Source organism: Simiaoa sp. (assembly GCF_051972595.1).
In the GTDB taxonomy this organism is placed as follows: domain Bacteria; phylum Bacillota; class Clostridia; order Lachnospirales; family Lachnospiraceae; genus Acetatifactor; species Acetatifactor hominis.
Window position 1 is genome coordinate 1 of sequence record NZ_JBOKRY010000003.1, and the last position, 24,782, is coordinate 24,782.

Annotated in this window: 24 protein-coding genes; 1 reads left to right on the plus strand and 23 read right to left on the minus strand. The window is 46.1% G+C overall.

Annotated features, from left to right (window positions below; translation table 11 throughout):
- Positions 1-197: 197 nt before the first annotated feature.
- The 18 genes from ACTRDR_RS01445 to ACTRDR_RS01530 form a co-directional block, all read right to left on the minus strand.
- Complete coding sequence (locus ACTRDR_RS01445) at positions 198-905, minus strand: 1-acyl-sn-glycerol-3-phosphate acyltransferase (protein ID WP_176865913.1); 708 nt, start codon at positions 903-905, stop codon at positions 198-200.
- A gap of 13 nt (positions 906-918) precedes the next feature.
- Positions 919-1,470, minus strand: a complete 552-nt coding sequence (locus ACTRDR_RS01450; protein ID WP_440525897.1) for a Fe-S-containing hydro-lyase — start codon at positions 1,468-1,470, stop codon at positions 919-921.
- Between the two features lie 31 nt (positions 1,471-1,501).
- Positions 1,502-2,344, minus strand: a complete 843-nt coding sequence (locus ACTRDR_RS01455) for a fumarate hydratase (RefSeq protein ID WP_440525898.1) — start codon at positions 2,342-2,344, stop codon at positions 1,502-1,504.
- Between the two features lie 12 nt (positions 2,345-2,356).
- Positions 2,357-2,767: an HIT family protein gene (locus ACTRDR_RS01460; protein ID WP_440525899.1), complete on the minus strand. Its 411-nt coding sequence runs from the start codon at positions 2,765-2,767 to the stop codon at positions 2,357-2,359.
- Positions 2,768-2,791: 24 nt separating this feature from the next.
- Positions 2,792-3,799 carry an SCP2 sterol-binding domain-containing protein gene (locus ACTRDR_RS01465; RefSeq protein ID WP_440525900.1) on the minus strand — a complete coding sequence of 336 codons (1,008 nt, stop codon included), beginning with the start codon at positions 3,797-3,799 and terminating at the stop codon, positions 2,792-2,794.
- Between the two features lie 2 nt (positions 3,800-3,801).
- Positions 3,802-4,395, minus strand: coding sequence for a rhomboid family intramembrane serine protease (locus tag ACTRDR_RS01470; protein WP_440525901.1), 594 nt, complete (start codon positions 4,393-4,395; stop codon positions 3,802-3,804).
- A gap of 98 nt (positions 4,396-4,493) precedes the next feature.
- Positions 4,494-5,660 (minus strand): DUF6382 domain-containing protein, encoded by a 1,167-nt coding sequence (locus ACTRDR_RS01475; protein WP_440525902.1) that lies wholly within the window; start codon positions 5,658-5,660, stop codon positions 4,494-4,496.
- Between the two features lie 23 nt (positions 5,661-5,683).
- Complete coding sequence (locus ACTRDR_RS01480; RefSeq protein WP_440525903.1) at positions 5,684-6,196, minus strand: hypothetical protein; 513 nt, start codon at positions 6,194-6,196, stop codon at positions 5,684-5,686.
- Between the two features lie 18 nt (positions 6,197-6,214).
- Positions 6,215-6,625 (minus strand): hypothetical protein, encoded by a 411-nt coding sequence (locus ACTRDR_RS01485; RefSeq protein WP_440525904.1) that lies wholly within the window; start codon positions 6,623-6,625, stop codon positions 6,215-6,217.
- A gap of 3 nt (positions 6,626-6,628) precedes the next feature.
- On the minus strand, positions 6,629-7,405 hold the full coding sequence (locus tag ACTRDR_RS01490) for a TadE/TadG family type IV pilus assembly protein (protein ID WP_440525905.1): 777 nt from the start codon (positions 7,403-7,405) through the stop codon (positions 6,629-6,631).
- Between the two features lie 300 nt (positions 7,406-7,705).
- Entirely contained in the window at positions 7,706-9,166 is a 1,461-nt protein-coding gene (locus tag ACTRDR_RS01495; protein WP_440525906.1) for a DUF5702 domain-containing protein, read from the minus strand.
- A 14-nt stretch (positions 9,167-9,180) separates the two neighbouring features.
- Positions 9,181-9,357, minus strand: a complete 177-nt coding sequence (locus ACTRDR_RS01500) for a Flp1 family type IVb pilin (RefSeq protein WP_176865892.1) — start codon at positions 9,355-9,357, stop codon at positions 9,181-9,183.
- Between the two features lie 28 nt (positions 9,358-9,385).
- A complete protein-coding gene (locus tag ACTRDR_RS01505) occupies positions 9,386-10,753 on the minus strand; it encodes an immunoglobulin-like domain-containing protein (protein ID WP_440525907.1) in 1,368 nt (455 codons plus the stop codon).
- A 12-nt stretch (positions 10,754-10,765) separates the two neighbouring features.
- Positions 10,766-11,533, minus strand: a complete 768-nt coding sequence (locus ACTRDR_RS01510) for a type II secretion system F family protein (RefSeq protein ID WP_440525908.1) — start codon at positions 11,531-11,533, stop codon at positions 10,766-10,768.
- Entirely contained in the window at positions 11,487-12,707 is a 1,221-nt protein-coding gene (locus tag ACTRDR_RS01515) for a CpaF family protein (protein ID WP_440525990.1), read from the minus strand. The genes ACTRDR_RS01510 and ACTRDR_RS01515 overlap by 47 nt, the downstream gene beginning before the upstream one ends.
- 26 nt (positions 12,708-12,733) lie before the next feature.
- Positions 12,734-13,738 carry a hypothetical protein gene (locus ACTRDR_RS01520; RefSeq protein ID WP_440525909.1) on the minus strand — a complete coding sequence of 335 codons (1,005 nt, stop codon included), beginning with the start codon at positions 13,736-13,738 and terminating at the stop codon, positions 12,734-12,736.
- Entirely contained in the window at positions 13,738-14,232 is a 495-nt protein-coding gene (locus tag ACTRDR_RS01525) for an A24 family peptidase (protein ID WP_440525910.1), read from the minus strand. Before ACTRDR_RS01525 ends, ACTRDR_RS01520 begins: the two co-directional genes overlap by 1 nt.
- 275 nt (positions 14,233-14,507) lie before the next feature.
- Positions 14,508-14,780, minus strand: a complete 273-nt coding sequence (locus ACTRDR_RS01530) for a pro-sigmaK processing inhibitor BofA family protein (RefSeq protein ID WP_440525911.1) — start codon at positions 14,778-14,780, stop codon at positions 14,508-14,510.
- Positions 14,781-14,917: 137 nt separating this feature from the next.
- Between ACTRDR_RS01530 and ACTRDR_RS01535 the strand changes: the two genes are divergently transcribed.
- On the plus strand, positions 14,918-15,214 hold the full coding sequence (locus tag ACTRDR_RS01535) for a DUF2508 family protein (protein WP_440525912.1): 297 nt from the start codon (positions 14,918-14,920) through the stop codon (positions 15,212-15,214).
- Here ACTRDR_RS01535 and ACTRDR_RS01540 read toward each other — a convergent pair.
- The 5 genes from ACTRDR_RS01540 to ACTRDR_RS01560 all read right to left on the minus strand — a co-directional run bounded on the left by ACTRDR_RS01540 (position 15,164) and on the right by ACTRDR_RS01560 (position 24,691).
- Positions 15,164-15,631: a flagellar export chaperone FliS gene (locus ACTRDR_RS01540; protein ID WP_440525913.1), complete on the minus strand. Its 468-nt coding sequence runs from the start codon at positions 15,629-15,631 to the stop codon at positions 15,164-15,166. The two genes, ACTRDR_RS01535 and ACTRDR_RS01540, sit on opposite strands and share 51 nt — an antisense overlap.
- Positions 15,632-15,659: 28 nt before the next feature.
- Complete coding sequence (locus tag ACTRDR_RS01545) at positions 15,660-16,772, minus strand: flagellin N-terminal helical domain-containing protein (protein WP_440525914.1); 1,113 nt, start codon at positions 16,770-16,772, stop codon at positions 15,660-15,662.
- A 10-nt stretch (positions 16,773-16,782) separates the two neighbouring features.
- Positions 16,783-19,665, minus strand: a complete 2,883-nt coding sequence (locus tag ACTRDR_RS01550; protein WP_440525915.1) for a DUF6240 domain-containing protein — start codon at positions 19,663-19,665, stop codon at positions 16,783-16,785.
- Between the two features lie 154 nt (positions 19,666-19,819).
- Positions 19,820-21,721 carry a 1,4-alpha-glucan branching protein GlgB gene (glgB, locus tag ACTRDR_RS01555; RefSeq protein ID WP_440525991.1) on the minus strand — a complete coding sequence of 634 codons (1,902 nt, stop codon included), beginning with the start codon at positions 21,719-21,721 and terminating at the stop codon, positions 19,820-19,822.
- A 129-nt stretch (positions 21,722-21,850) separates the two neighbouring features.
- Positions 21,851-24,691: a tetratricopeptide repeat protein gene (locus ACTRDR_RS01560; protein ID WP_440525916.1), complete on the minus strand. Its 2,841-nt coding sequence runs from the start codon at positions 24,689-24,691 to the stop codon at positions 21,851-21,853.
- Positions 24,692-24,782: the final 91 nt, after the last annotated feature.

Sequence of the window (24,782 nt, forward strand, 5' to 3'; positions counted from 1 at the left end):
GAGGGATTTGAACCCTCGCGCCGGTTGCCCGACCTACACCCTTAGCAGGGGCGCCTCTTCAGCCTCTTGAGTATTTCTCCATAACCTGAATATCGTCTCTACCAAATATGTTGTTCGCGTCATTTCGTGACGCAAAAATTATTATACATAAGCTGTCTGCATTTGTCAATCGCTTTTTTATTAATTGTAGATATTGTTTATGAATATTGTCTAATTGCTTCTTCGATCCTCATTTTTACAAGGTCAGCAATCTCCGGAGTCTTCATTTGTTTATACTCCTCATAACAGATTGGCGGCAAATAAATCAATTTTACCGTTACCGGAGCTATGGACTTTTCATCAAACGGTTTATAGGAGTCAATGAGAGCGCATGGCACAATAGGGCATTTCGCTCTGACTGCACTCTTAAAGGTTCCTCCCTTAAACGGAAGCAGTTGATTCCCCATACGGCTTCTGGTACCCTCCGGGAAGATCAGGAAGTTTCTTCCCTGTTTCACCTCAACCGTCATCTGATTGATCACCCGAAGCGACTGTTTAATATCCTCTCTGTCTATTGCTATGGCATGCAATGCTTTAAATACCTGTTTCAGCAATATTACATTGCTGACTTCCTTCTTATAAACAACAGAGAACGGAACCGGGCAGGATTCCAGAAATACAAGTGCATCAAACATGCCCTGATGATTCGGGAAAAAAATAAATCCGTTTTCTTTCGGAATATTTTCCACTCCATAGCTCTCTACCGTTACTCTTCCGGCACGGTTTGCCGCTTTTGTTACCTTCTTGATAAATGCGTAATTTTTCTCCAGGTCAAAATTCTTCCTGGTTCCCAGCCACCATATTCTGATCAAATAATACGGTACCTTATAGAACAGTCTTACCACCATGAGTATGATTCTATACATAATCTGCCCCAGTCTACTCTTCGTTATATTCTTTTACCGCTGTCTCATACAGATTATTTCCTTCTGCATCGATTACAACAATGGCAGGAAAATCCTTAACCGTCAGCTTACGGATTGCCTCTGTTCCGAGATCCTCGTAGGCGATCACCTCAGAAGAGGTAATTGCCCGGGATAAAAGAGCTCCTGCTCCTCCGACCGCGGCAAAATATACTGCACCGTTACGTACAATCGCATCTATTACTGCCTGGGATCTTTTCCCTTTCCCGATCATTCCTTTCAGACCGAGGTCTAACAGATTCGGTGCATACTTATCCATACGGCTGGCTGTGGTAGGTCCTGCAGAGCCGATCGGTCTTCCTTCTCTCGCCGGTGACGGTCCCATATAGTAGATTACATTATTCTTCATCTCCATCGGCAATGTTTCTCCCTGCTCCAGGGCTTCCTGCATTCTCTTGTGCGCCGCATCCCGGGCAGTGTATATAGTTCCCGTCAGATACACATAATCTCCCGCCTTCAAAGAGCGGGCATCTTCGTCACTGAGAGGTACCTTTATATATTTATCCATGCTTTTCATACTCCATTTCTAAACACTATCCTCAGATTTCTCTGACTGCATGCCGGTTCACATGGCAACAGATATTAACCGCTACCGGTAATCCAGCTATATGTGTGGGATAGGTATTGATGTTTACTGCCAAAGCAGTGGTGGAACCACCCAGACCGCCCGGTCCGATACCCGATTTGTTAATTTTCTGCAGCAATTCTTCTTCCAGCTCTCTGACATAAGGAATCTCCGAATGTTCATCCACAGATCTCGTCAATGCCTTCTTCGCCATAAGTGCACACTTTTCAAAAGTACCACCGATACCCACTCCGACTACCATCGGAGGACATGCATTCGGTCCTGCATCTTTTACTGCTGTTAAAATCGCATTTTTCACACCTTCTATACCATCTGCCGGCTTGAGCATAAAGACCCTGCTCACGTTCTCGCTTCCAAAGCCTTTCGGTGCCACAGTGATCTTCACACGGTCTCCCGGAACAATACTATAATGAATGATCGCTGGCGTGTTATCCTTCGTATTCTCCCGGTAGATAGGATCCTTCACCACAGATTTGCGCAGATAACCATCCACATATCCCTGTCTGACTCCTTCGTTGACGGCATCTTCCACATTACCTCCCACTAGGTGTACATCCTGTCCTACTTCCAAAAATACCACCGCCATCCCGGTATCCTGACAGATTGGAATCATATCCTGTGCGGCAATTTCCATATTCTGCTGCAGTTGCAACAGGATCTGCCTGCCTAACGGAGCCTTCTCCTGCTGCTTTGCCATTGTAAATGCCTTCTTCATATCCGGTGACAGGAAATGATTTGCCTCTATGCACATTTCCCTGATATTCTGCGTCAGTACGTTTACATCTACCGTCCTCATAGTTTCTCCCTGCTATTCTGTAATGGTTTTGCGAATCTCTTCCAGTTCTTCCGGTGTACTCTCTCCCGGATTCCACAAAATATGCTGTCCGTCGTTCTCATAGCGTGGAATCAGATGCATATGAAAATGCTTTACTGTCTGTCCTGCTGCCTCGCCGTTATTCTGTACAATATTTAACCCATCGCACTGTAACTTTTCTGACATTTTCGTTGCCATCTTTTTTGCCAGCACAAATGTCTTTGCCGCAGTATCCTCCGGCAGTTCATACAAATTGTCCGCATGTTCCTTAGGGAGAATCAAAGCATGTCCTCTGGTAGCCGGTCCCAGATCCAGTATCACACGGAAATCCTCATCCTCATATAAAGTTTTGGAAGGAATTTCTCCATTTGCAATTTTGCAGAAAATACAATCGTCTTTTTTCATTTTCAGTCTTACGCTCCTATCTGTTTATCTGTCTTTTTCTTCAAAAGGAAACATTTGATCCAAAGTTCTTAAGATTCGGAAGTCTCCCTTCATCCGTTGCATAACTCCAGACATAAAAGCTCTCTGGAAAGTCATTCTTCCATTGATAATGTCTTCCATTGCAGCACGCGGCAATGACATTTCCACATCCGGGGTCGATGTCTCTCCATAACCACACTCCACAATAGGACCTTTTACCGTGATCCACATAGGATTCTTTTTTTCTTCTATATTAATGGAATACGCTGCTTCAAATCCCGGCTGCGGAACAAAAGCTTTCTTAAATTCAGAAACATATTCCTCTTCACTGTCTGCTCCGCTGTTATCTAACATTCCGCGGAACATACTGGTCAGCTCCTGAATATCTTCCTTCTGCCTCTGGACATAACTGTCATCCGACACATACTCTGACAGCTGCTCCGTCTCCTGCGGTGTAAGATTGATGGATTTCGGAATGGTGATCTTTTGCCGCATGACTTTGTTGCTTGCCGGGAAACTTGCAATCCTCTGATTGATCGTGCGGTACATATTCTCCGCTTTCTTCTCAACGATCTGAACATACTGTTCATTCATTTCCAGAGACACTGTATTTTCTATGTATCCACAGATTCCGCTACAAGGCAATCCCCCCAGGATCTCCCAGGCGGTAGCAAGATTCAGCTTGCCTTCCCGCTCTCCATAGGTAGTAGACATTACTACCGGGCACATATAGATACCTGAGATCGCTTCTTTGTCACCATACAGCCAACAGGCATCCAAAAACTGCTGCATATATCCGCCGATACCATACCATTCCACGGTAGTCGCCAGAATAATGCCATCTGCTTCTTTTAATGTCTGCGGCAGAGTGGTGATATTCGTCTTGCCATCATAGAGGTTATATCTCTCTACATGAACACGCAGTTCCTCCAGAACCTCCTGCATCTTGTTAATAACATAGATCGTAGGATCATCAATGATCCCCCGGCCTCCGTAATAAATATTGATATTCAAGTCTACACCTCTCGATTTCTTTTTCGTCTTCGCAGTGCACAGAGAAGAGCTCCCGCCGCGAATCCGGTCAAAAGTCCTCCCACATGGGCTGCGTTATCTATATTATGTGCTGTAAATCCGCTATACAGAGATAACACAATCATGAGAAGTACACGTCTCGGAGTAACATCCGGCATAGCTTGTCTGTCAAGCAAGATCCATGCCAAAAGCACACCATCCAATCCAAAGATTGCACCGCTCGCTCCCACGGAAACCATACTGTCCATAGTCATCACTTTATACAGCAGTGAACAGATATTCGCACCGATTCCCGACAACAGATATATCAGCAGAAGCTGGATATGTCCTGTCACTTTTTCTATCATTGCACCCAGGAAAAACAGTATTACCATGTTATTAAAAAGATGATCTATTCCGGCATGCAAAAACATGGAATAAATGATTCTCCCGTACTCTCTGCGAAGCAGCACAGCCGCAGCATCCAGTTCGCCTATATTATATAACAGATTGCCCGTAAAAGTACATATCAGATATACAATAACATTGGCCGCCACAAGTATTCCGCTGACGATCGGCAGTTCCTGCCTTCTTTTCATTACGGTATTCCTCCCGGGATATTTTCTGTCTCTATCAATATTTAAAATGTACCACTGTTTGCATTGTCACGTCAACCAAAAGGACTTTGGTCCGGCATTTATCGATATATCAATATTCTTTTCCCGAAAGTGATCTCATCTCCCTCCTCAAGTTTCCTCTTCTCATATGGTTGCAATCGAAGCCCGTTTTTCAGAGTCCCGTTAGTAGAATTCATATCTTCCAGATAATACCCATCCGTTTCCTTTACAATGCGCGCATGAAGTCTGCTTACGGACGGCTCCTCCAGCACCAGATCCGCTTCCCCTCTCTTCTTACCTATTGTATAAGTATCCTGTTCCAGCGATACCAACAATTTTCCTTCTTCTGTCATTAATCTGTGACGAGTCTCTCTGGTCTCCGGCTGCTCTTCCATATATACCGTTTTCCCCATATCGTCCTCTTCATAGACAGTCTCTTCCGCCACGGCATATCCGTTCATGGTAAGCTGAAGATTTCTACTATAGTTTTCTCTTTCCTGCTTTTCCTTTTTCCTGCGATTCTCCCACAATGTAAACAGTCCCTTTTTCTCCGTAGCATGACCGTTCTCTTCCCGCCTGCGATCTTCTTTTGTTACTTTTTCCTCCGGCAGTTCCTTCTCCTGTTGCTCCTTATTTTGTTCGGAGGGCAATTGTCTGTCCGTTGTATCATCAGACTCCGGAACCACTTGTTTCTGCGGCACTCTAAGCCGTTCCGCATCCTCAAAAAACTTACTCTGCAGGTATACCTCCCCCGCAGTCTCATATTGCTCATACGCTTTGTACAGATATTCCGCCATCTCTTCATCCTGATAATCAACATGTTCTATCAGATATTCCATCAGATCCTGAAATCCTGTATCTTCGCTGCAATACGGGATGTAAATAAAGTGAAAATCATTCTTCTCCAGATCCTGATAAATATGCCCAGGGAACCACACAATGTTCCCTTCCTCCAAAAGGAATCTGGACATTTCCATGCGGACTCTGCGCATGCTCCACAGAAAATCTGTCAGCCACTGCCTCGTTATAACCTTTTTATCAAATAGCTGTGCTATATTCTGCCGTGATGTAATATCGTAATACAGATAAGCATTACCATCGATATATCTCAGACTGCAGGGCAATAATCCTCTGATGCCTCCCCGACTGATCATGCAATACTGGTACCTTTTTTCTTCCGGTTTTTCCCCCAGCAATAACCGCTCGTAGTTTGCGTTTAAGCTTCTGATATATTCTGTATTTAACATAATTTTTTCCTTCCCGCTTTCCGTTAATCCGCATTCTCTTCTGCATTTTCTTCTGTCTTTTCTTCTATATTTTCTTCTGTCTTATTTCCCGGCGTAGCAATCCTTCTCAGATAGAATACCGGAGAACTTCGATCCACCCGGAAAGAAGCCTTGGCACTCCAGTTTTTCTCGTTGGTACCCAGTCCGGAAAAAGGATATTTCAACCTGCCCGCTTTCTCCACAACAATATCGGTTTTCTCCAATATCCACCGTGCCGCTTCTCCTTCCCATGCGATGTATTTCTCTTCATCAAAATACATAGTCTCTTTTTTCATGTATTCATCCAGCCCGGACTTGGTCAGTGTCCATTTCCCCGCATTCTGAACTGCTGCCTTTCCGATATCCTGATCCAATAGGCAACGATCATATTGAAAAAACAGCAAATATACCATTAATACTATAACTGCCAGTACCAACGGATATAGGATTGCTGCTTCTACGGTAAAAAAAGCTCCTGCCATTCCATCGGTCATTTTCTTACGCTTTTGGTATGTCATATCACTTCCACTCCCTCTCTAGATGATCCATGTCGTTATATACGCTATCAGTAAAAATGGAATATATGGAATACGTCTTTTCGGATCTTTTGTAGATATATAAAGAATCATAGAATACAAAAAAATATAAATAAGGCTCAGGCAAAGAAGAAGCCATATCCTTCCATCTGTGCAAGCACAGCCCAGCAGCATCAGAATAATGCCGTCCGCCTTGCCAACCGTATCTGTCAGCACAGACAATAAAAGTAATAACGCACCCGGAAGCAACGCCGTGATAACACTGACATTCCATCCGTTTCGCAACAATCCCAAAAGCACCGGTAATCCCCCGGCTGACAACATCCACAGAGGAATTGCCCTTTTTCGGATATCACACAGACTTAACCATCCCAGATATCCACACCATACCATCTTTTCCATCCATACCATATTTTACATATTACCTGTCTTTCCTTCATATTCCCTGCATCTGCTGCATTCTTCGTAATTTATAGCATCCTCTGCCGGAATTTTATGCACAGTTCTTTTTATCCCCGGGCAGTCGCGATAGCTATGATAGCAGTCACCACTCTCAGGAACAAAATAAATGCGATTCCCCTGTATCCCGGATAAACCATCCACGCCATCCATACATTTCGCGCAGGGTCTGTACTCCTGCGGTATCCTGCTGCCCTCCATCGGCTCCACAGACAGACGGATATGAGTACACGCTTCATTGGTATGATATACTTCCGGGTCCTCCGTAACATACACATAGTCTCTCTCCTCTTCCGTTCCCGGAATGCGGTAGCCACTCCATCTGTGCCCATAATACCGGTTTGCCATCCGGAATCCTCTCCATCCCGGAAAAGAGAATGGTGGACGAACTCTGTATGTCATATTGATCTCATAAATATCCCCATCCATAGTGCTCTCCAGGAATTGCAGACCGTCACTCCCTCCATCCAGAGGCGCATCTTCCAGATATTCCCTACCCAGTTGTTCTTCAATCTGTGCCTTTATCAAGGTATAGGCTATTGCCACTGCTTCCGACCGATTCTCGCTATCCTCCCGATCAGCAAACAGAGAACCATAAATGCTGATTTTTCGTCCGGCATCCCACAATGCTACCTCCAGATTATTATGCAGTCGTATCATTTCCATGGCGCTTCCCATAGTCATCAGAAAAAGACAGAATAAAGGTAGTACCAATGCTGCCTCTATCGTCATGCTGCCTTCCACGCACCAGTGTCGTAAGGTGGGTAGTGATATCCTCTTTATGTAGCCAGTGACATAGGAAAAAACTACGGGGAGAATGTTTTTACATGGGTTAAGAACTTTTCTTATTTTCTTTCTTATTTTCGGAGAAGGTCTCATGTATTTTTTATTAACGGTTGTCTGCCATCGTTTCCATAAAGAGGACATCACTACCCACCTCCCTTCTTCTGCATATTAATCTCCATTCTACAGACGATTCCTTCCGTCGGAGGAATCGCGGATCAAATTTCAAATTTGATTCTGCGATAAGGGCTACTTTTTTGCCGCAGAGGCTTCTGCTTCTAACGATTCCGTGTAGGATTTTCTGCGCCTGATTTCCACTTCATAACCGTATCGGCTTTGTACTTTCACATTCATCTCTATCTCCGTAAGACACGCATCCAGTCGAAACGCACTGTTTCCCTCTGTATTCCGTATATTCTGCTCGACCACATTCATTGCCCGGAATGTCACCTCCCGGGAATCGGTAAGAAAAAGAAATACCCTCAGATAATCCTCATAACTCATTCCCTCTGTCTTACTTGCCTCTTCAGAATCGGATGCTTTCACCAGGTCCCCCTGCAAAATTCCCTGTAATCCATAATGCCAGCTGTCGTCATTTTTCAATAAGGGAATTCTCCCTCCCGAAAGTAGCGTCTTCACATCATATACGCTCTCCGCAAATGCCCAGCCAAGGACCAGAGATACAGTAAATAATTCTCCAATTTCGGGAACCATCAAAGCTGCCGCAATTGCCTCTCCTAATGCCTTTGCAATTGCATAATTTTCCTCACTGCCAAACAGATACACTGCATTTGCCGCTTCTCTGACAGCAAACAGACGATTTACCACAAAGCGCAGGTTTTCCCGGTCGCTCAGTGCTCCGCCGATTATGTATTCGACTTCGTACCAAAGTGGATTTCCTTCCTTTTCCGCGCTGTATCTTCCCATATAGCGCAACAGATATTCATGAAATAGGATTCTCTGTGTTGTCTCTTCCCACCCTTCGGGCTGCGATATGTCGATATTTCCATGGTTGACCGCATTTTCCTTTATCCTCGCCGCAATCAGGGTTCCTTCTTCCATCTGCCGATCGGAGATATCTTCTTCCGGCAGAACCAGTGAGAGCAATCCGCCACTCCGTTTTTCCTCTAACGCTTTTGTGGGACTTTCGATATGCTTCCCCTCATATTCTTCAATCTGCGCATCTACTGCCTGTTTCTCTTCCGCGATATTCCGTTCCTGCAATCCTTCGGATTCTATGGTCTGCAGCCATTCGGTTACCTGCTGCACGATTCCGACTCCGATATCATCCTCCAGGGCGTTTACCGCCATACGGCGAAATACCTCCCCTTCCGCGTCCGTCAGAAAGACGGCTTTCGTCATCTTTGCCTCTTCCGCTTTTAATGCAAAGAAATCACGATACAGAATCTTATCCAGGAATATATCCTTCAGCGAGAAATTATGATTCATATATTCCAAAAGTCTCTGTTCCGTCGCCTTTGTCGTGCCGGCTGCAGTCCCATAAGAGCAGTCAACGGCAAACAGGTTATACTGCCGGAACAGTTCCCGATGGTACTCTGCCAGCAGACTGTCCATTCCGATATCCATGACGCATTCTGTCTCCAGGCGTATTCCTCCGTACCTGCAGCCTTCCGTCAGTGCAAGGCACAGTGAGATCAGTACTCCCAGCGTAAGTGCAAGATACACCGTCATATATCCGTTTTCTTTCATATAAATAATGCACCTTATATTTTCTTGGTCTGATTCGTAATCTTGGTAAAAATAGAATTGACGATGTCCGTGATCTTCTCTTTAAATATCACCACAAGCCCTACCAGCACCACGATGATCAGAATCACCTCTACCGTTCCCATTCCGTCTTCTTCTGTTAAAAATTGTCGAACTGTTTTTAAATGTGACATAATTTTCCTCCTGTTCGTGATTTCATTTTCAGACTCCTACATTAGAAAATGCAGGATACATAATCAGTATCATAACCATCAGAAGAAGCAGCATCATAGGCAGTAATAATTTTGTAGATGCTTCCTCACTGAGTTTTCTGGCATTCTGCATTTGCATCTCTTCCGCTGTCTTTGCTTCCTCCCGTAATTGCTGTAACAGCTGCGTGCTTCCCTTTTTTACGTTTTGGGTAAGAAAAGTACTCAGCCGGATATACTCTCTGACCCCCGTCCGCTTTCCGAAGTTCTCATACGCTGCACTCTCAGATATTCCCATTCGGAGTTCTCTGTTAGCCATCAGAAGTTCTTCATATGCCGCCTGTTTTGCAGCGCCACGGTTCCGCGCCTGTTCATAATCCTCCGCTACCCTGCCAAATGCTGCCCGCACCGTCAATCCGGCTTCCATATACAGTGTCAGTTTCTGTACAATCTCCGGATACTTTCTTTTGGCTTCCTGCTTCTTTTTCTCTGCCAGTTCATGAGTATCTCTGTCTTTGAAGAAAAAAATCGCAATCGCCGTCAGAAGTGTTCCCCCTAAGACTTGAAAACCGATCGTATTTTTTACTTCCCAGGTAATCTTTTTCCCTTCCACCGATTTCGGCAGCAGAAAACTTTCCTTTTCCGGATCTGTCAGCTGTGCTGACCGTAACAATTCCTCAATAAGCTCTTTTTCACTTTGCTGTAAAATATCTTTGGTTTTTACCGTAACGGTCACGTCTGCTGTCTCACAGTATTCTTCATAATGCAATTCCGCATTCAGGTGTACCATGCAGTCTTCTTCCCGCATGTGTACCACTCCATCCCGGTCAACCACATCGGGAGAATCACTTTTCCATTCTACCCAAAATGGATATCCCGTATATTCTTCCGCCAGTTCCAGATTCGTAACCACTCTGTCAAGCGATTCATTCTCCCCCAGTATTAACTCCGAAAGTTCCTCCCGGAATGTCAATGCCATCTGCTCCAGCTCTTGTTCCTCATATTTTCTGGGAATTACTTGGATCGGAAAAGAATACTTCTCACCGTCTTCCAGTTTTGCGGTTATAATATGATCCTTCTCCCCACTCTCATAGTCCTCTCGCTGCATCCGGCCGTTCTCGATGGGATCACGTTCTCTGCCGGTGACCACTACCAAGAATGCAACACATATTCCGGCAATCAATAGTATGACAGACATTGTCAGTTTCGTTACATAATACTCCGTTATGCGTTCTTCCGTATTTTCCCCGGGATACAGCTGGTTCAGATCCGCCCTTACTCTATCTCTTCCGGGAACCGGTATTTTCCACAGATGCAGTTTTTTATAGATTTTCAGCACTATTTGATAACAAATTCCAAAAATGCCTTTTTTACGATCCATATCCTCTCCCCATCAAAGGCTGTCCGCAATACGGTCCATGATCTTCTCTCCTGTCATATAAGCACCTATATAAATTACAAGGCATACTGTCATGACAATATAACCGGTCATATTGTGATATAGCGGTGCAAAATATCCGGGATACGTACTTCCTATATACAGAGCTATGACAAACGGCATTATCTCCATAACAGTCTGTTCCATCTGCCTTCCCCGGAGTAATGTCATCATTTCCTGTGTTGTGTCAACTTTATCGCTTATGAGTGTTGCGGTATTCCGTATGATCTGTGAAATATTTCCACCTCCACGTTTTGCTACTGACAGCACCGCAGAGAATTGTCGGATCTCATCACAGCCGCTTCGCTCTGCCAGATCTTCCACCAGTTCTTCCAATGTGATGTTCAATATCATGCCTCTGCGTATCAATTCCAGTTCACAGTACATTACCGAGCGTTCTCCATAAAGCATCCTTATGTCCTCTCTACTCTCCAAAAATGCATTTTCCACGGCATATCCAGCCTTCAGAGAATTGGACACTGCCAGGATGCACTCCTTGAACTGTATGGTCAGTTCCCATTGATTTCTGTTCCTCTGTCTGCGGACACATCCTTTGAAATACCAGATTCCCGGAAGGATCAGAACTATGACCGCAAATACGGAACGATAAAAGAACCAGGAAAAAAAGAGAATCATACCTGTCGTCTGCAACAATGGTTTTATAATATGTACTTTGTCATGAAACGACGCTCGAAAATCCCGCCGCTTTGAGCTTTCCTTCATGAAGCAGTCCTCCTGTTTTCTGCAATTTACCGACCACATTCCCATCGCTGCTCTCTCCCAGCTCTTCAAACCGGTACAAAGGATTCAGTCGTATCTCTCCGTTTTCGCATCCGATGACTTCGGTAATTTCAAGTACTTTTCTGCTCTTATCCCGGATCCTTCCAAGATGCACTATAATATCTACTCCGGAAGCGATCTGGTTCCGGATTGCCGACAGTGGAAGGTCCATTCCCATAAGTACCATATTCTCCAACCTGGACAACATGTCTGCCGCACTGTTGGCATGACCGGTGGACATGCTTCCGTCATGCCCGGTATTCATACACTGCAACATATCGATAGCTTCCGCACCTCTAACCTCCCCTACAATGATGCGGTCAGGTCTCATGCGCAGTGAAGACCGGATCAGTTCACGGATTCCGATCTCTCTGCAGCCATCCTCACTGCCATTGCGGGTCTCTAAGCGTACCAGATTCGGAAGCCCCTGCAGCTGCAGTTCCGCACTGTCTTCAATGGTAATGATCCTCTGCTCCGACGGAATAAAACCTGACAGTACATTCAGGAAAGTCGTTTTGCCGCTGCCGGTTCCTCCGCTTACAAAAATGTTATAACCGGCTTTCACCAACATTTTTAAGAATTCCGCAGCCTCCACGGATAATGTATCCATAGCGATCAGCTTCTGCATGGTAATGGGCTTATCCGGGAATCTCCGGATCGTAACGATTGGACCGTTCAGTGCGATCGGACTCATGACAATATTGACACGGGAGCCGTTGCTAAGTCTGGCGTCCACGATCGGAGATGCCTCATTTACCACTCTGTTACATCCCGCTACGATCTGCTGGATCACATCCTGCAATTTTTCCATGGAATCAAATCCCCGATCCAGTTCCTGTAATTGTCCGTCCCTTTCGACAAAAATGTGTTCCATCCCATTGATCATGATCTCCGTAACAGAACTATCCTCCACAAAAATCTGCAGAATATCCAGTCTTCGCAAGGAGTCAAACAATTCCTTACGCAGGCGTCTCCGTAGTTCTACTGAGCACAGCTCCAGGCTGTCCTGCTCCATAAGTACTTCATCAATGGTGTCTTCCACCTCTTCATCCGTATAATCTCTTCCGTAATCCAGTCTCTCCTGCACCATCTGACGTAGTCTTCTTCTCTGTTCCAAGTAATCCATAATTATCCTTCTCCCTTTTATTTTTCCAGCAGTTCTATCTCTTTCCTTACATATTCCGCGAACTCTCCCCGGGTGTATTGCTCCAGATCCGATGGAAGCCTGTGAAAATACGGCAGACTCAATTTTCTCGTCTTATCCTTTACCGTTTCCTTTTCGCATAAAGCCAGCAGCTGTTCGTACTGGTTCAATTTACATTGCGAGATCGGATCTTCCTTCGTCAGCGTATATATCACCGTGCAGATCTGCAGCACCTCAAACAATCCTTGTATACTTTCGCTCAGATCCAGTATCACATATTCGTATTTCCCGAGCTCTTCAATGCGTTGAAACAGACTTCTCCATTCATCCAGTGTGATTTCCAGCAGATTCTGTCCGTTGCGCATCGGCGGAATATAGTCCAGATTTCCTTTTTTCTGAATTACAGTCTGCATCCGCAGTGAAAATTTGTCCGGATCTCCTGCCAGAAAATAGAGCAGGTCCGCCAAGTCCCTGTTCTGTCTCTCAGGCAGAAGCTCCATGATTCCGATATAGTGTTCAAAATTCAGATATAGCGCAGGATGCTTTTCTGCAATCAACTGTGCAAATGTCAGCGCAAAAGAACTCTGCAGACACCGGTGTACCGGAGAATAGATCCCTATAAATTTTGTCTTATACTCCGCACACAAAAGCGGCAGCCGTACTCCTACCGCCTCCACATACAGTTCCAGCAGTTCTTTCCACACCCCTTCCGCTTCCTGATATTTATTAATATTGGGAAACTGGTGCCATCTGAGTGTACCGCTTTCGTTCAGAATCGCCTGGCAGACAGGCTGCAGCGTCTCCAGTCTGTCCGCATAGGATGACTCTGCCACCACCAGCATAGTCACCTCTCCGGTCTTTTCACTGTCCAATAGTTCTTCTATTCCTGTATAAGTATGAATTTCCCAGGGCAGTTCCTTTTGTCTTTTTAAATATTCCGAAAAAAGTCGCGCATATTCTTCTTCCCGGTCATACAGGACAATAATCGGTTCCTTCTGTTCCATCAATAAATCCCTCCCACGTACAGCAGCACACTGCATAAAATCGGTCCTGCCATGCAGATTCCCGCCGCCTCCGATGCTCTATCCTCCGCAAAATACACTCTCCACTGCCCACAACGGACAACATCCCACACATATTCTCCCAGATAGCACAATCTCTCCAAAAGATTATGTGCCCGGTACATTTTACACAGTGCGAAAATTGCTGCGAAAAGCAGCGCGAAAAACAGAAAATACAGAACTCTGCCTGCCGGAAAAAAACCGGCACAGGCGCCCAGAAGCTTTACATCTCCCGCTCCCATGGCTCCGATGTAAAAGAACAGATAAAATGCCATGGTCGTTAACAGAATATTCCCCAGGTATCCACCAATCCCCGAAATCCCCTGCTCCCACAGTCTCGTTCCCAGCCCTGCGAGCAGGCATCCTAAAATTAATCCATTGGGAATCCTACGGCTTTTGTAATCATAGCGGCAGGCAATGCCTAAAAGAAAACACAATATTAATTTTGTTCCGGTATTCGTTACATTCTCACTCTCCTCTCAGTTACTGTACAAGTGGTAATGCGGGATGAAATAATCCCAAAAGAATTGCAGATCTTATAAGATATCTTACAACCATCGCGATTGGTTGTAAGATGGATTATAGTCGTTGTTTTTCTATCTGACAAGTGCTTTTTCGTAAAAAAATAATCTTTGTTACATTTTAACAATCACGCTTGTAAAGTTTCCTGCCACATTCGCGCAAGTCCTTGATTTTACTGGATTTTTGCCTGTCAAAGCATTCGATAAACTACCAATCCGTACAATGCAAGGATCCCCGGAAAGCCTAAGATACCCGCTGTCAGAACCGTAGCCGCGTTGATCCCCACAGTCACAGCGAGCCCCAGCATTCCCAGTCCCCAATTTATAAAGCAGATCAGAATCGTACCGAAAACACTTCGTAATACAAGATTCAGAAACCACTCTGCGCGTTTGCCCAGAAAACTTACCACAAGCAGCAATACACCCACTCCGATCAGGCCTAACAGTATTTTCGGATATTCCATGGCAATTCATTCCTTTACTTCTGCTGTTGCTACAATCTATTCCTGTTTTTCAGAAAAAATGTCTGCCACATTCATGCACGGCAGGTATATTTTCCCTTTTTAATTCCTATACTGTTAGTAGAAAGGACGGATAATTTATGAAAATCTTTTTTAGTCAGATAAATACGAATTCCGAAACCGTGGAAGAAGATCTCTCCCGCTTAGATTTAAAAGAGTCCATAAGAAAAACCCGCCAGGCTCTGGATATCGCCTATGCGGGTTTTGATAACGCATTGGAAAGTGATCTGATCGACAGTTATATTTACGAGATCAATGCTCTGCAAAAAAGATATCAGCATCTGACCGATCTCGCTGCCACCCTGCCAAAGGAACAGGAAACTTCTCTATACCAGCATTCCCCGATTCGTGCCCTGGTCAGCCATGTTTTCGGTTAATTGATTTCTGCCATAGGTCAGTCCAGCATATACTGTCTGAGAGTTATTCATCACAGGGCCGGACGGATTCTGATCCTGGATCTGTCTGTATGCTTCACAGAGAGGTGCGATCACCTTGCGTACATCCGCTAATGCCGCTTTGTCACATTTTGCTTCGCATACGGCGAGTCTGCGGATACAGTACAAGTACAGACCGGACAATTCCGCCGCCGGACTGTATTCTCTGTGAAGAGAATTCAAAAGTTCATTGATGCATCCCCTGGTTCTGCGAACCGCTTCCAGAAACTGCGCATCGTCTGCTGCCTGTTCGGCATCTGCAAGATACTGTAATGTCATTTCGTAGAGAATGACTACCAGCTGTGTGGCGTTCGCCTGGGTGATCCGCAGAGTAAATTGTTGTTTACACTCTTTTGTCATTTCAAGTCCTCACTTTGTCACAAGCTCATTACTGTAACAGCTGCAATACCTGGGAAGGTCTCTCATTTGCCTGTGCCAGCATGGAGGTTCCTGCCTGTGCTAGGATCTGATAAGTGGTATAGGAAGTCATTTCCTCCGCCATATCCACATCCATAATACGAGAATAAGCAGCCGTCATGTTCTCACTGGTAATATCCAGGCTGTTAATGGAAGACTCCAGTCGGTTCTGGAATGCACCTAGTCTGCCGCGAACGGAGGATACATATTTGATGGCACCATCAACTCTTGAGATGGCATCCTTTGCCCCATCCTGTGTATTCACATCAATATCTTCAATTCCCATGTTCTGCAGAGTAACCGCGGGAATATTAACCTCAAGGACCTGTCCTTCGTTAGCTCCGATCTGCAGGCGCATTGCGCCGATGCCTGTGGCATCAATCTTCATGCCATCATAAGCATTTCCTTCCTTTGCTTCAGACACGTCCAAACGTATCTCGAATCCATTCGTGCCGGTGATCGTGAGAAGATTATCCTTGATATCCGTCTTTAAGGGTTCTACCTCTTTAAAGCCGTTTCCGAATTTTACATCGCCGTCTACTTCCAAATTACCTTCTGCATCTTTTTTAAATTTCAAAGTTTGTATCGTATATTCTTTTATCGGCACATCCGGAGAGCAATAATTTACTTTAATCTCCTGCTTATCGGTGTATCCCTTGAGATCAAATTCTCCGTTCAGCAGTTTCTGACCGTTAAATTCCGTGGTATCGGAAATACGGGTGATCTCTTCCTTCAACTGTGTTACTTCATCCTGTATGGTTGCGCGGTCATCATCTGTCATAGTGCCGTTGGCAGCCTTGACGGAAAGCTCATTGATACGCTGCAGCATCTCACTGATCTCTGTCATTGCGCCATCCGCAATCTCTATAATAGATACGCCGTCACTGGCATTCTGGTTTGCCACGGACAGTCCCTCTATCTGAGCATTCATACGCTTGGACATTGCCAGTCCGGCAGGATTGTCCTTGGCGTGATTGATCTTCAGTCCGGAAGAAAGTCTCTCTAATGATTTGGACAGCAGGTCATCGTTTGTAGATAAAGCATTGTTGGATAACATTGCCGATACATTGTAATTGATTCTCATGTGTTACTCCTTACTTTCCGCTGCTGTCTGCGACAGCCTGCAGGAATCCTTTTGCCAGACGATACAACTGTTTTGTATCGATCCGACTCTCTATGGTGTCTGCATTTTTTGTCTCTCCGGCTGCCATCCTTGTCATATCCCGGGAGCTGACGACAGGAAGCTTTTCTGCTTTCCAGTCTGCAGAAGTATCTGTCTGAATCCATTCAAGGAATATATCGGAGGTCTTCTCTAATTTCGTAACCTCTTCCGGTGTATTTCCTACGAGATAGCCATCGATGGTGTCTCCCTTTACCTGTAAATGTGCCTCCAGCTCCATATCTCCGGCATTCACCCTAATCTCCACAGCTCCGGCAGTTCCAACTCCCTGCTGTAAGGTAAGATGGACTCCCGCGAGCTGCTCGCCCAGGTACATCGGAAGAAAATATTCCTGCTTCGCCTGAAGGCTCTCCGCAAGGCGCAGCTGCTTGTGTACCAGCTGCAGCTGTTTTACATCCAGATGTTCATCCGCCTGTTCCAGACTCATGGTCTCCACATCTTCTGCCGTATTCTGAAGCATGGTCCGATAATCCTCTGCAAAATTCTGCTGATCCAGCTGTTCCCACAGTTCGGAAGTTTCTGTCCCGGCAGGCACTTCGCTGCCTGCTGTCTGCAGCATTTCTTTTTCCTGCCGATACTTTTCTCTGTATCTGCGCAGATTGCCAAACATCTCCGCCGGATCATCCATTAGTGCCTGGGCAGCCAAAAGATTCGACGCGCTGGTGGGAAGTTCTCCCCTTTGTAGCAATTCTACGGCTTCCGGCGTCGTATTCCCCGCCTCACGCATCTGCTGCAGTCCTTCCCGGTCATACGCTGCTCTGCTTTCGTCATCATCTGACACCTCTGTCAGAACCTCTTTTGCCATGCCCATCCGGATCTGTTCAGATATATTATTCTCGGACAAATGGATCTCCTGTGTCAGCCCGGTATTCTCTGATACTTTCCAGTCCATATGAGAAGTCCTTCTGCTTCTGGCTGCCGCCAGCAGAGTGGAAAATTGCAGTTCTGCACCGGTATCTACTACCGCGCCTACCGCTGCGCCATCCTCTCTCTCGACCTGATGCACCATTCGATAAATTCCAATATACGCTTTTCGTTCCTCTTCTGTAACATCCTTTTTCCGTTCCAACTGATATAGGAAACGGCTGTAGTCCTCCGCTTCTTCCTCATAGCTTTGGGGGTTCTGTGAAAAATAGGCCTCCAGTTCGTCAAAGGTCTTCTCCAGAGGATTTACACCGTCCCGGATCATCTGTAACACATTTTTCGGTGTCAGTCTGTCCACCACTGCGCTGACCTGTCTGTCAGCTTCCTTGATCTTCTCGATATTTTCAGGCGTAATTTTCATACTGTTGTATGCCAGAATCCGGACAGCCCGCTGATTTTCCTGTGTTTTTTCTAATGACATGTCTGTCAGAATATCATCTACATTAGAAAATGCTTTCCGGATGCTGTCTCCCAGGTCGCTTCTCGGTGCCGTCATCAGAGTCTCATAACGTTCGCCCGCTTCTTCATAGGCTTTCTGCATTGCAGCGCCTTCCTTATGGAAGTCAGAAACTGTCTCTGTGGCAGCTTTCTGTTCCAGACCATAGGATCCCAGTACTCCGGCAGGTAATCCAGGTAATTCGGAAGCCACCTGCACTGCCTGGGTATAAGTCTCATATTTCATCACTGCCTGAGACTCACCGGGAAAATATTTTCCGGCAACCTCTGCCTCCGCCTTTCGCAGCGCTTCGATCAGCTGCTCCATAGGAGCTGTATCAATGGAAAAATCACTCTGTAAAAGCTTTACGTTCACTTCTGCCGTCATGCGCAGGCGAATCTCTTCCAGCTGTTTTCTTGCTGCCAGATTCTCTGCCGTGGCATCCCACTTTGCATCCGAGAACCAGTCCTGCAGCATTTTATCTGCTTTTTCATAAATCGTATCCTGTCTGCCCAGGTTCGCATACATCGGGGATTTCCCCTCCGCAATTGCCGCTGCTGCCACCTGCGCAAAAGCATCCTCCGTAACGGGATAGGAAATGCCGTCCAGTTCCACAAGCTGCTGCAGCGTATCCGTAGTCAGCGGAAGTCCTGCACTTATCAGCCACTGTGCCTTCTGTCTGTTCTCATCGTTTACCGTCAATCCCGCATCCGCAATTACCTTGTCCATCTGCTCCTGCAGTTCCTGCGGAACATCATTATTCTGTACTTTCGCACCGCTGTTCTCTGCCACATAGAGGTTCCAGATCTCCGGTTCCAGTCCGTTATCCACCAGGTAGCTGACCGCACCTTCTTCCGGTTCCTTCAGGGAAGCTGCCATATCCCAGGCGCTTTTCAGTTCATTTATATTTTCCTGCGTCAGAGGAAGATCCGCGGAACGGAACTGCTCTTCGATGCTTCGGGCTAAAGTATCACTTCCTACCGCTGCCGCCAGGGTATCCATATCGATATCATCCGTATATCCTGCGATCTGCTGACCGGAACGCACCAGTTCTGCCTTGATCTTATCCACGATGGTGACCGCTGTATCCTGATCCAGCTCTCTGGGATCAAATCCATCCTCACAGGCCTTCGCATAGTCCTCCTGTGACATGGTATGCGACAGCAATGTCATATAGTTCTGCTGCAGTGCCACATTAGCATTCCCGGCATCCTGCTGCAGCTCCATCAGAGATTTTCCTTTGTTGTTCTCTTCCTTTTCTAAAGAAGACATGGGCACTGCGGCCTGCCCACTCTCGTATACTGCCCCGAAATTCACATTTACGCTCTTTTTACTGCGCCATGTCTTGTCTTTGCCCCAGTTGTTTTTCTCTGTCCGGTTACTTTCTGTTCTATTGTCATTTTCATTGATCGTCTGATTCTGAAATGTTATCTTCACGCCTGTCGTCCTTTAAATCCTCTTACGAATACAAGCATTCAAAGAGGTCTTAGTGATATTTACATGTCTCTGAATAGTTATGAAAAAAGATGAGTGTACTTTTGGTCACACTCATCTTTTATTTCGGTTGTTTTATGTAATTTCTTAACCTGACCTAGAACAGAAATACTGCTGCACCGTAGGGCGGCAGATCAAAGCTGATGGAGTAATCCTTATAATGATAAGGCTTTTTCTCCGCCATAATCTCTGCGGGAATCTCGTTACCCCAGCCGCCGAAACGCTCCTCATCACTGTTGAGCAAAAGCTTATACTTTTTCTTCTTAGGCACGGGAACGGTATAGTTCTCCCATTTCATCGGGGTCATGTTGAGTACAAACAGCAGATTATTCTTGCCACTGGAACATTTTCTCACGAAGCAGTATGTACTGTGCTCCGCATCATCCGCGTTCATCCATTCAAAGCCGTCCCAGGTATTGTCAAGCTCGTACAGAGCAGGGTATTTACGATACAGCTTTAACAGCTCCTTTACATAAGTATGTACGCCCTGATTCAGCTTCTCTCCTAACAGATACCAGTCAAGCTCACGCTCTTCGCTCCACTCTCGCTCCTGTCCGAAATCCTGTCCCATAAATAATAATTTCTTGCCGGAATGCCCGAACATGTAGCTATACCCCACACGAAGGTTGGCATATTTATCTGCCGGATATCCGGGCATTTTATTCACCATGGAGCACTTCAGATGTACCACTTCATCATGAGACAATGGAAGAATATAATTCTCACTGTCGTTATAGCTCATGGCAAAGGTCATAGCGTAATGATCGCCTTTCCGGTACAGAGGATCCAGCTTCATATACTCGCAGAAATCATGCATCCAGCCCATATTCCACTTGAAGGAAAATCCTAAGCCTTCCTCCCCGATACCACTGGTGACATTGGGCCATGCGGTAGATTCCTCGGCAATTGTCAAAAATCCCGGATAAGTTCCGCGGATCACTGAATTCAGATGATGGAAGAACTCAATGGCTTCCAGGTTCTTATTGCCGCCAAATTTATTCGGCAGCCATTGTCCGTCCTTTTTACCGTAATCCAGATACAGCATGGATGCTACTGCATCTACACGGATACCGTCTACATGGAACTCTCTCAGCCAGAACAGAGCATTGGCTACCAGGAAGTTCTTCACTTCATTTTTGCCATAATTAAATATCTTCGTTCCCCATTCAGGGTGTTCTCCCAAACGGGGATCGGGATGTTCAAATATGCACTGTCCGTCAAATTCTGCCAGTCCGTGTGCATCGGTTGCAAAATGTGCCGGTACCCAGTCCAAAATAACTCCAACGCCTGCCTTATGCAGTTCATTGACCAGATACATAAAATCCTTAGGCGTTCCGTAACGGGATGTAGGCGCATAGTATCCGGTTACCTGATACCCCCAGGAGCCATCATACGGATGCTCTGCGATTCCCATAAGCTCTACATGGGTGTATTTCATCTCTTTCAGATATTCCACGATCCGGTCGGCAAACTCCCGATAATTATAGAATCCTTCCGCAGTACCGTTATTCGGATGCTTCATGAAAGAACCGATATGACACTCATAGATCGCCATGGGCTCCTTGTTCATATCTTTTTTATCCCGGGCTTCCATCCACTTGGAATCCTTCCAGTCGAATCCCGTGATATCCGTAACGATGGACGCTGTTCCGGGTCTGTATTCCGCATAATTTGCAAACGGGTCGGCTTTATACAGTCTTCTGCCATCCCTCGCATAGATCAGGAACTTATACATTGTTCCTTCTTCCACGCCGGGAACGAACAACCCCCAGATACCACCTTCTCCCAGCTTCTGCATGGGATGAGACTCCTCGTTCCATTCATTGAATGTGCCGATGACATTCACCTGTGCTGCATTTGGTGCCCATACCCCGAAATAGACTCCCTGCACACCATCTTCCGTCGACAGATGCGCGCCCAGTTTTTTATAAATATCATAGTGCGTTCCCTGGGCAAAAAGGTACTGATCTGCTTCGGAAATAAATACCTTCTCCTTCATCATAGCTGCGCCTCCCGCTATATATTTTTAACTATTCAGAACCCCATTCGCCCTATAAACATTGATAAATGTTCTTACGAATGCAAGCATTCGACGCCCATTCGTCAATGTTTACATGGCTCTGAATAGTTATACAAAATCTTTCTCAGTGAGGATGATCATATCCTCATCGTCATATCTCTTGGCAAACAGAACATCAAAGAAATGCTTTAATGTCTTTTTATTCGCATGCGCAATTGCCTCATCCACGATCTCTTTCACATCTACCACGGTAACCACATGGTCTATGGTCTGCATATCTTCAATTCTGGTATGCAGTGCGAGAACTCCCAGCTCATCAATGGAGTATTCCATTTCCCGGGCGTATTGTCTTCCGAATGCCACCAGTGTATCGTTACTGAGAGCTTCCACATCCATGCGGGCTGTAAAGCTTTCTTTTAGTTTTTCATGCTTTTCCAGGAAACGGTCGATCTCACGCTTGGTATCCTCCAGGATAATAACGATTCCCTGATTCTCCTGCTGCAGGGCTTTATACAGGGTGTTCACCGTAGTATCGTTCATTTCCGATGCCTTGCAGATAATAAGTGCTCCGTTCTTCAGCTTGGATAATGTATCTGCAGCGTCCTTTTTATTCAGCGCATGTCCGGAGATTTTGGCAACTTTTCCGGAGAAATTGCTGTCGGTAGCCTGAATCTCACGAATCATATTTTTCGCAAGGGATAAGGTATCCATGCCTTCTTCACCGGTGATGATCACATTGCCGGTATAGGCAGCCAGGCTGATATTATCAATGGCTTTGACTAACTGTTCTCTTGCGGACTTACTCTGAATAAAGGGCGCATACAGCTCGCGCTCTTCTCTGGTAAGCGCACGGACTTTTGCCTTGTCTCTCTCCACTACGGGAGGCTCCGGGGTCTGCGGCTGCTCGTCCTCAGGGACTTCTTCTACCGCTTGTTCTACTGCTTGTTCTTCCGGCTCCTCTTTGGCCTCCTCTTTGGCCTCCGCTACGGATTCCTCCGATGCTTCCTGGGTCTCTGCTGTGGTTTCCTCCGACACTTCTGGGATTTCTGCAGCCGGCTCCTGCGTCACTTCCATATCGGCGGCAGCTTCCGGTTCCTCTGTTGCGGGTTCTTCCTCATATTCCGCTACGGCAGGTTCCTCTTCAAGTTCTTCTACCTCTTCAAGTTCTTTTACCTCTTCAGTGTCAACGATATCCGTATCAGCAGGTTCCGGTTCCAGCTCTTCAACTTCATCTGTGTCCGTAACCACATCAGCATCCGCTGCTTTTTCTTTTTCCAGTTTCTCTAACAGTCCATCTCTTACTGCCTGTTCAAATTCCGTGAACATGGCACCGGTCTGCTGCAATACATGCTGGCGGACTTCTTCTTCTCTCTTTTCGAGGTTTTCTTTCTTTTTGCGTTCCCACTCTGCCAGAATGTCTTCAATATTCATCTGACCGGTAATCTGCTTCTCGATGCTTTCCGCCTCGGGCATTACCAGGCTGATCTGTCCGTCGGATTCCTGTGCCAGTACATTTGCCAGTTCCTTGGGAGGTTCCACCGGTACGGTCACTTCATGCATTTCATGAATCTCTTCGGCAGGGTTCTCCGGCTTACTCTCTGTCTCCACAGGCGCCTTCGGCTCTGCTTCCGACAATTCCGGTACAACATCCTGTCTCTTAAGAGATGCCGGTTCCTCCGGCAGGATCTCCTCGGTCTCTACCTCAGGAACCTGAGACAGATCACCGATCTCTCCGGTCTCACCAAAGAACACCTCGGAACCTTCGATCTGCTCGGTCTCCGGCTCCAGATCATCCTCACTGACCTCTGCAATCTCCGGATAATCCAGAGATTCTGTATCGGAATCCATCATAGGTGCTACGATAGAACGGGTAATGGAGTCCGCTGTCGCTTTCGCGGTATCTTCTTTTGGTTCCTCACCGAGGACTTCACGAAGTCCCGCTGCAAGTTCTGCCTGCAGATTGATAGTATTATACTGACCCACATCCATGGTCTTCACATGAATATCGAAATCATCCTGCTCCGGCTGTGCGGAGGTCTCCTGCGCCGGTTGCTGCATGGGTTCATAGACCTGGGTATCTCCGGATACCCGGTCATAGTTATCCTCCTGAACATAGCCCTGATTCTGATCGTAGTTTCCGTCCTGAGGATAGTCCTGCGCATGCCCCTGGCTTTGGTCATAGTTCCCATCCTGGGAATAATCCTGAGTATAATTCTGATCATACCCCTGACCCTGATCATAGCTTCCGTCCTGGGCGTAACCCTGATCATAACCCTGATTTGCGCTATACCCGTTGTCCTGCACAGAGTTCTGCGACGGGATAAAGCTTCCGGGTGCATCGAACCGATGATCGTATTTTTCCTGCTGCTCCGGTGTCAACGGCTGATGGAGCATTTTCAGTTCCATCGCCTTAATCACATATTTTCCTTCGCCGAACCAAAGGATCAGTTCATCACATTCCTCTACACATCTGGCTGCCAGTCCCACTCTGTGATACAGGTATGCCAGTTCATATGCCCATTTTTCCCTGTAATCTCTCTTCTTCAGTTCTTCCAAAACTGAGATTCGTTCTTCAAGGCTCACGTCCTGCGCCTCGTACAATTTATACTGCAGAATATATCTTCCCGAATCCTTGGGCGCCACCTGTACGAATTCCTTATAATATTCTATCGCCTGTACGTATTCTTCCATTTTAATGGAAAGTTCGCACAGGGAATAGCAGATGGTCCTTCCACCGGGACGACGTTCATATGCCAGAAGCAACATATCTCTGGCATCCTCATATCTGCGATTGATCTTATAGAGATCACTGATCGTACACAGCATCATGACACTTTTTACACGACGCCAGTCAATCGTGTCGGCAATTTCAGCAGCCTGTGCATATTCTCCCCGGCTGATCAGGTCTTTGATTTCTTCCGCTCTTAATTTATATTCACTCTTATCCAAGGTATTTCGCTCCCTTAACCTTTTCTTGTCCTAAGTTCCTATTTTCACCAAAGCAGACTATCCCACTTTTTTCTTATTCAGTGTATCATAG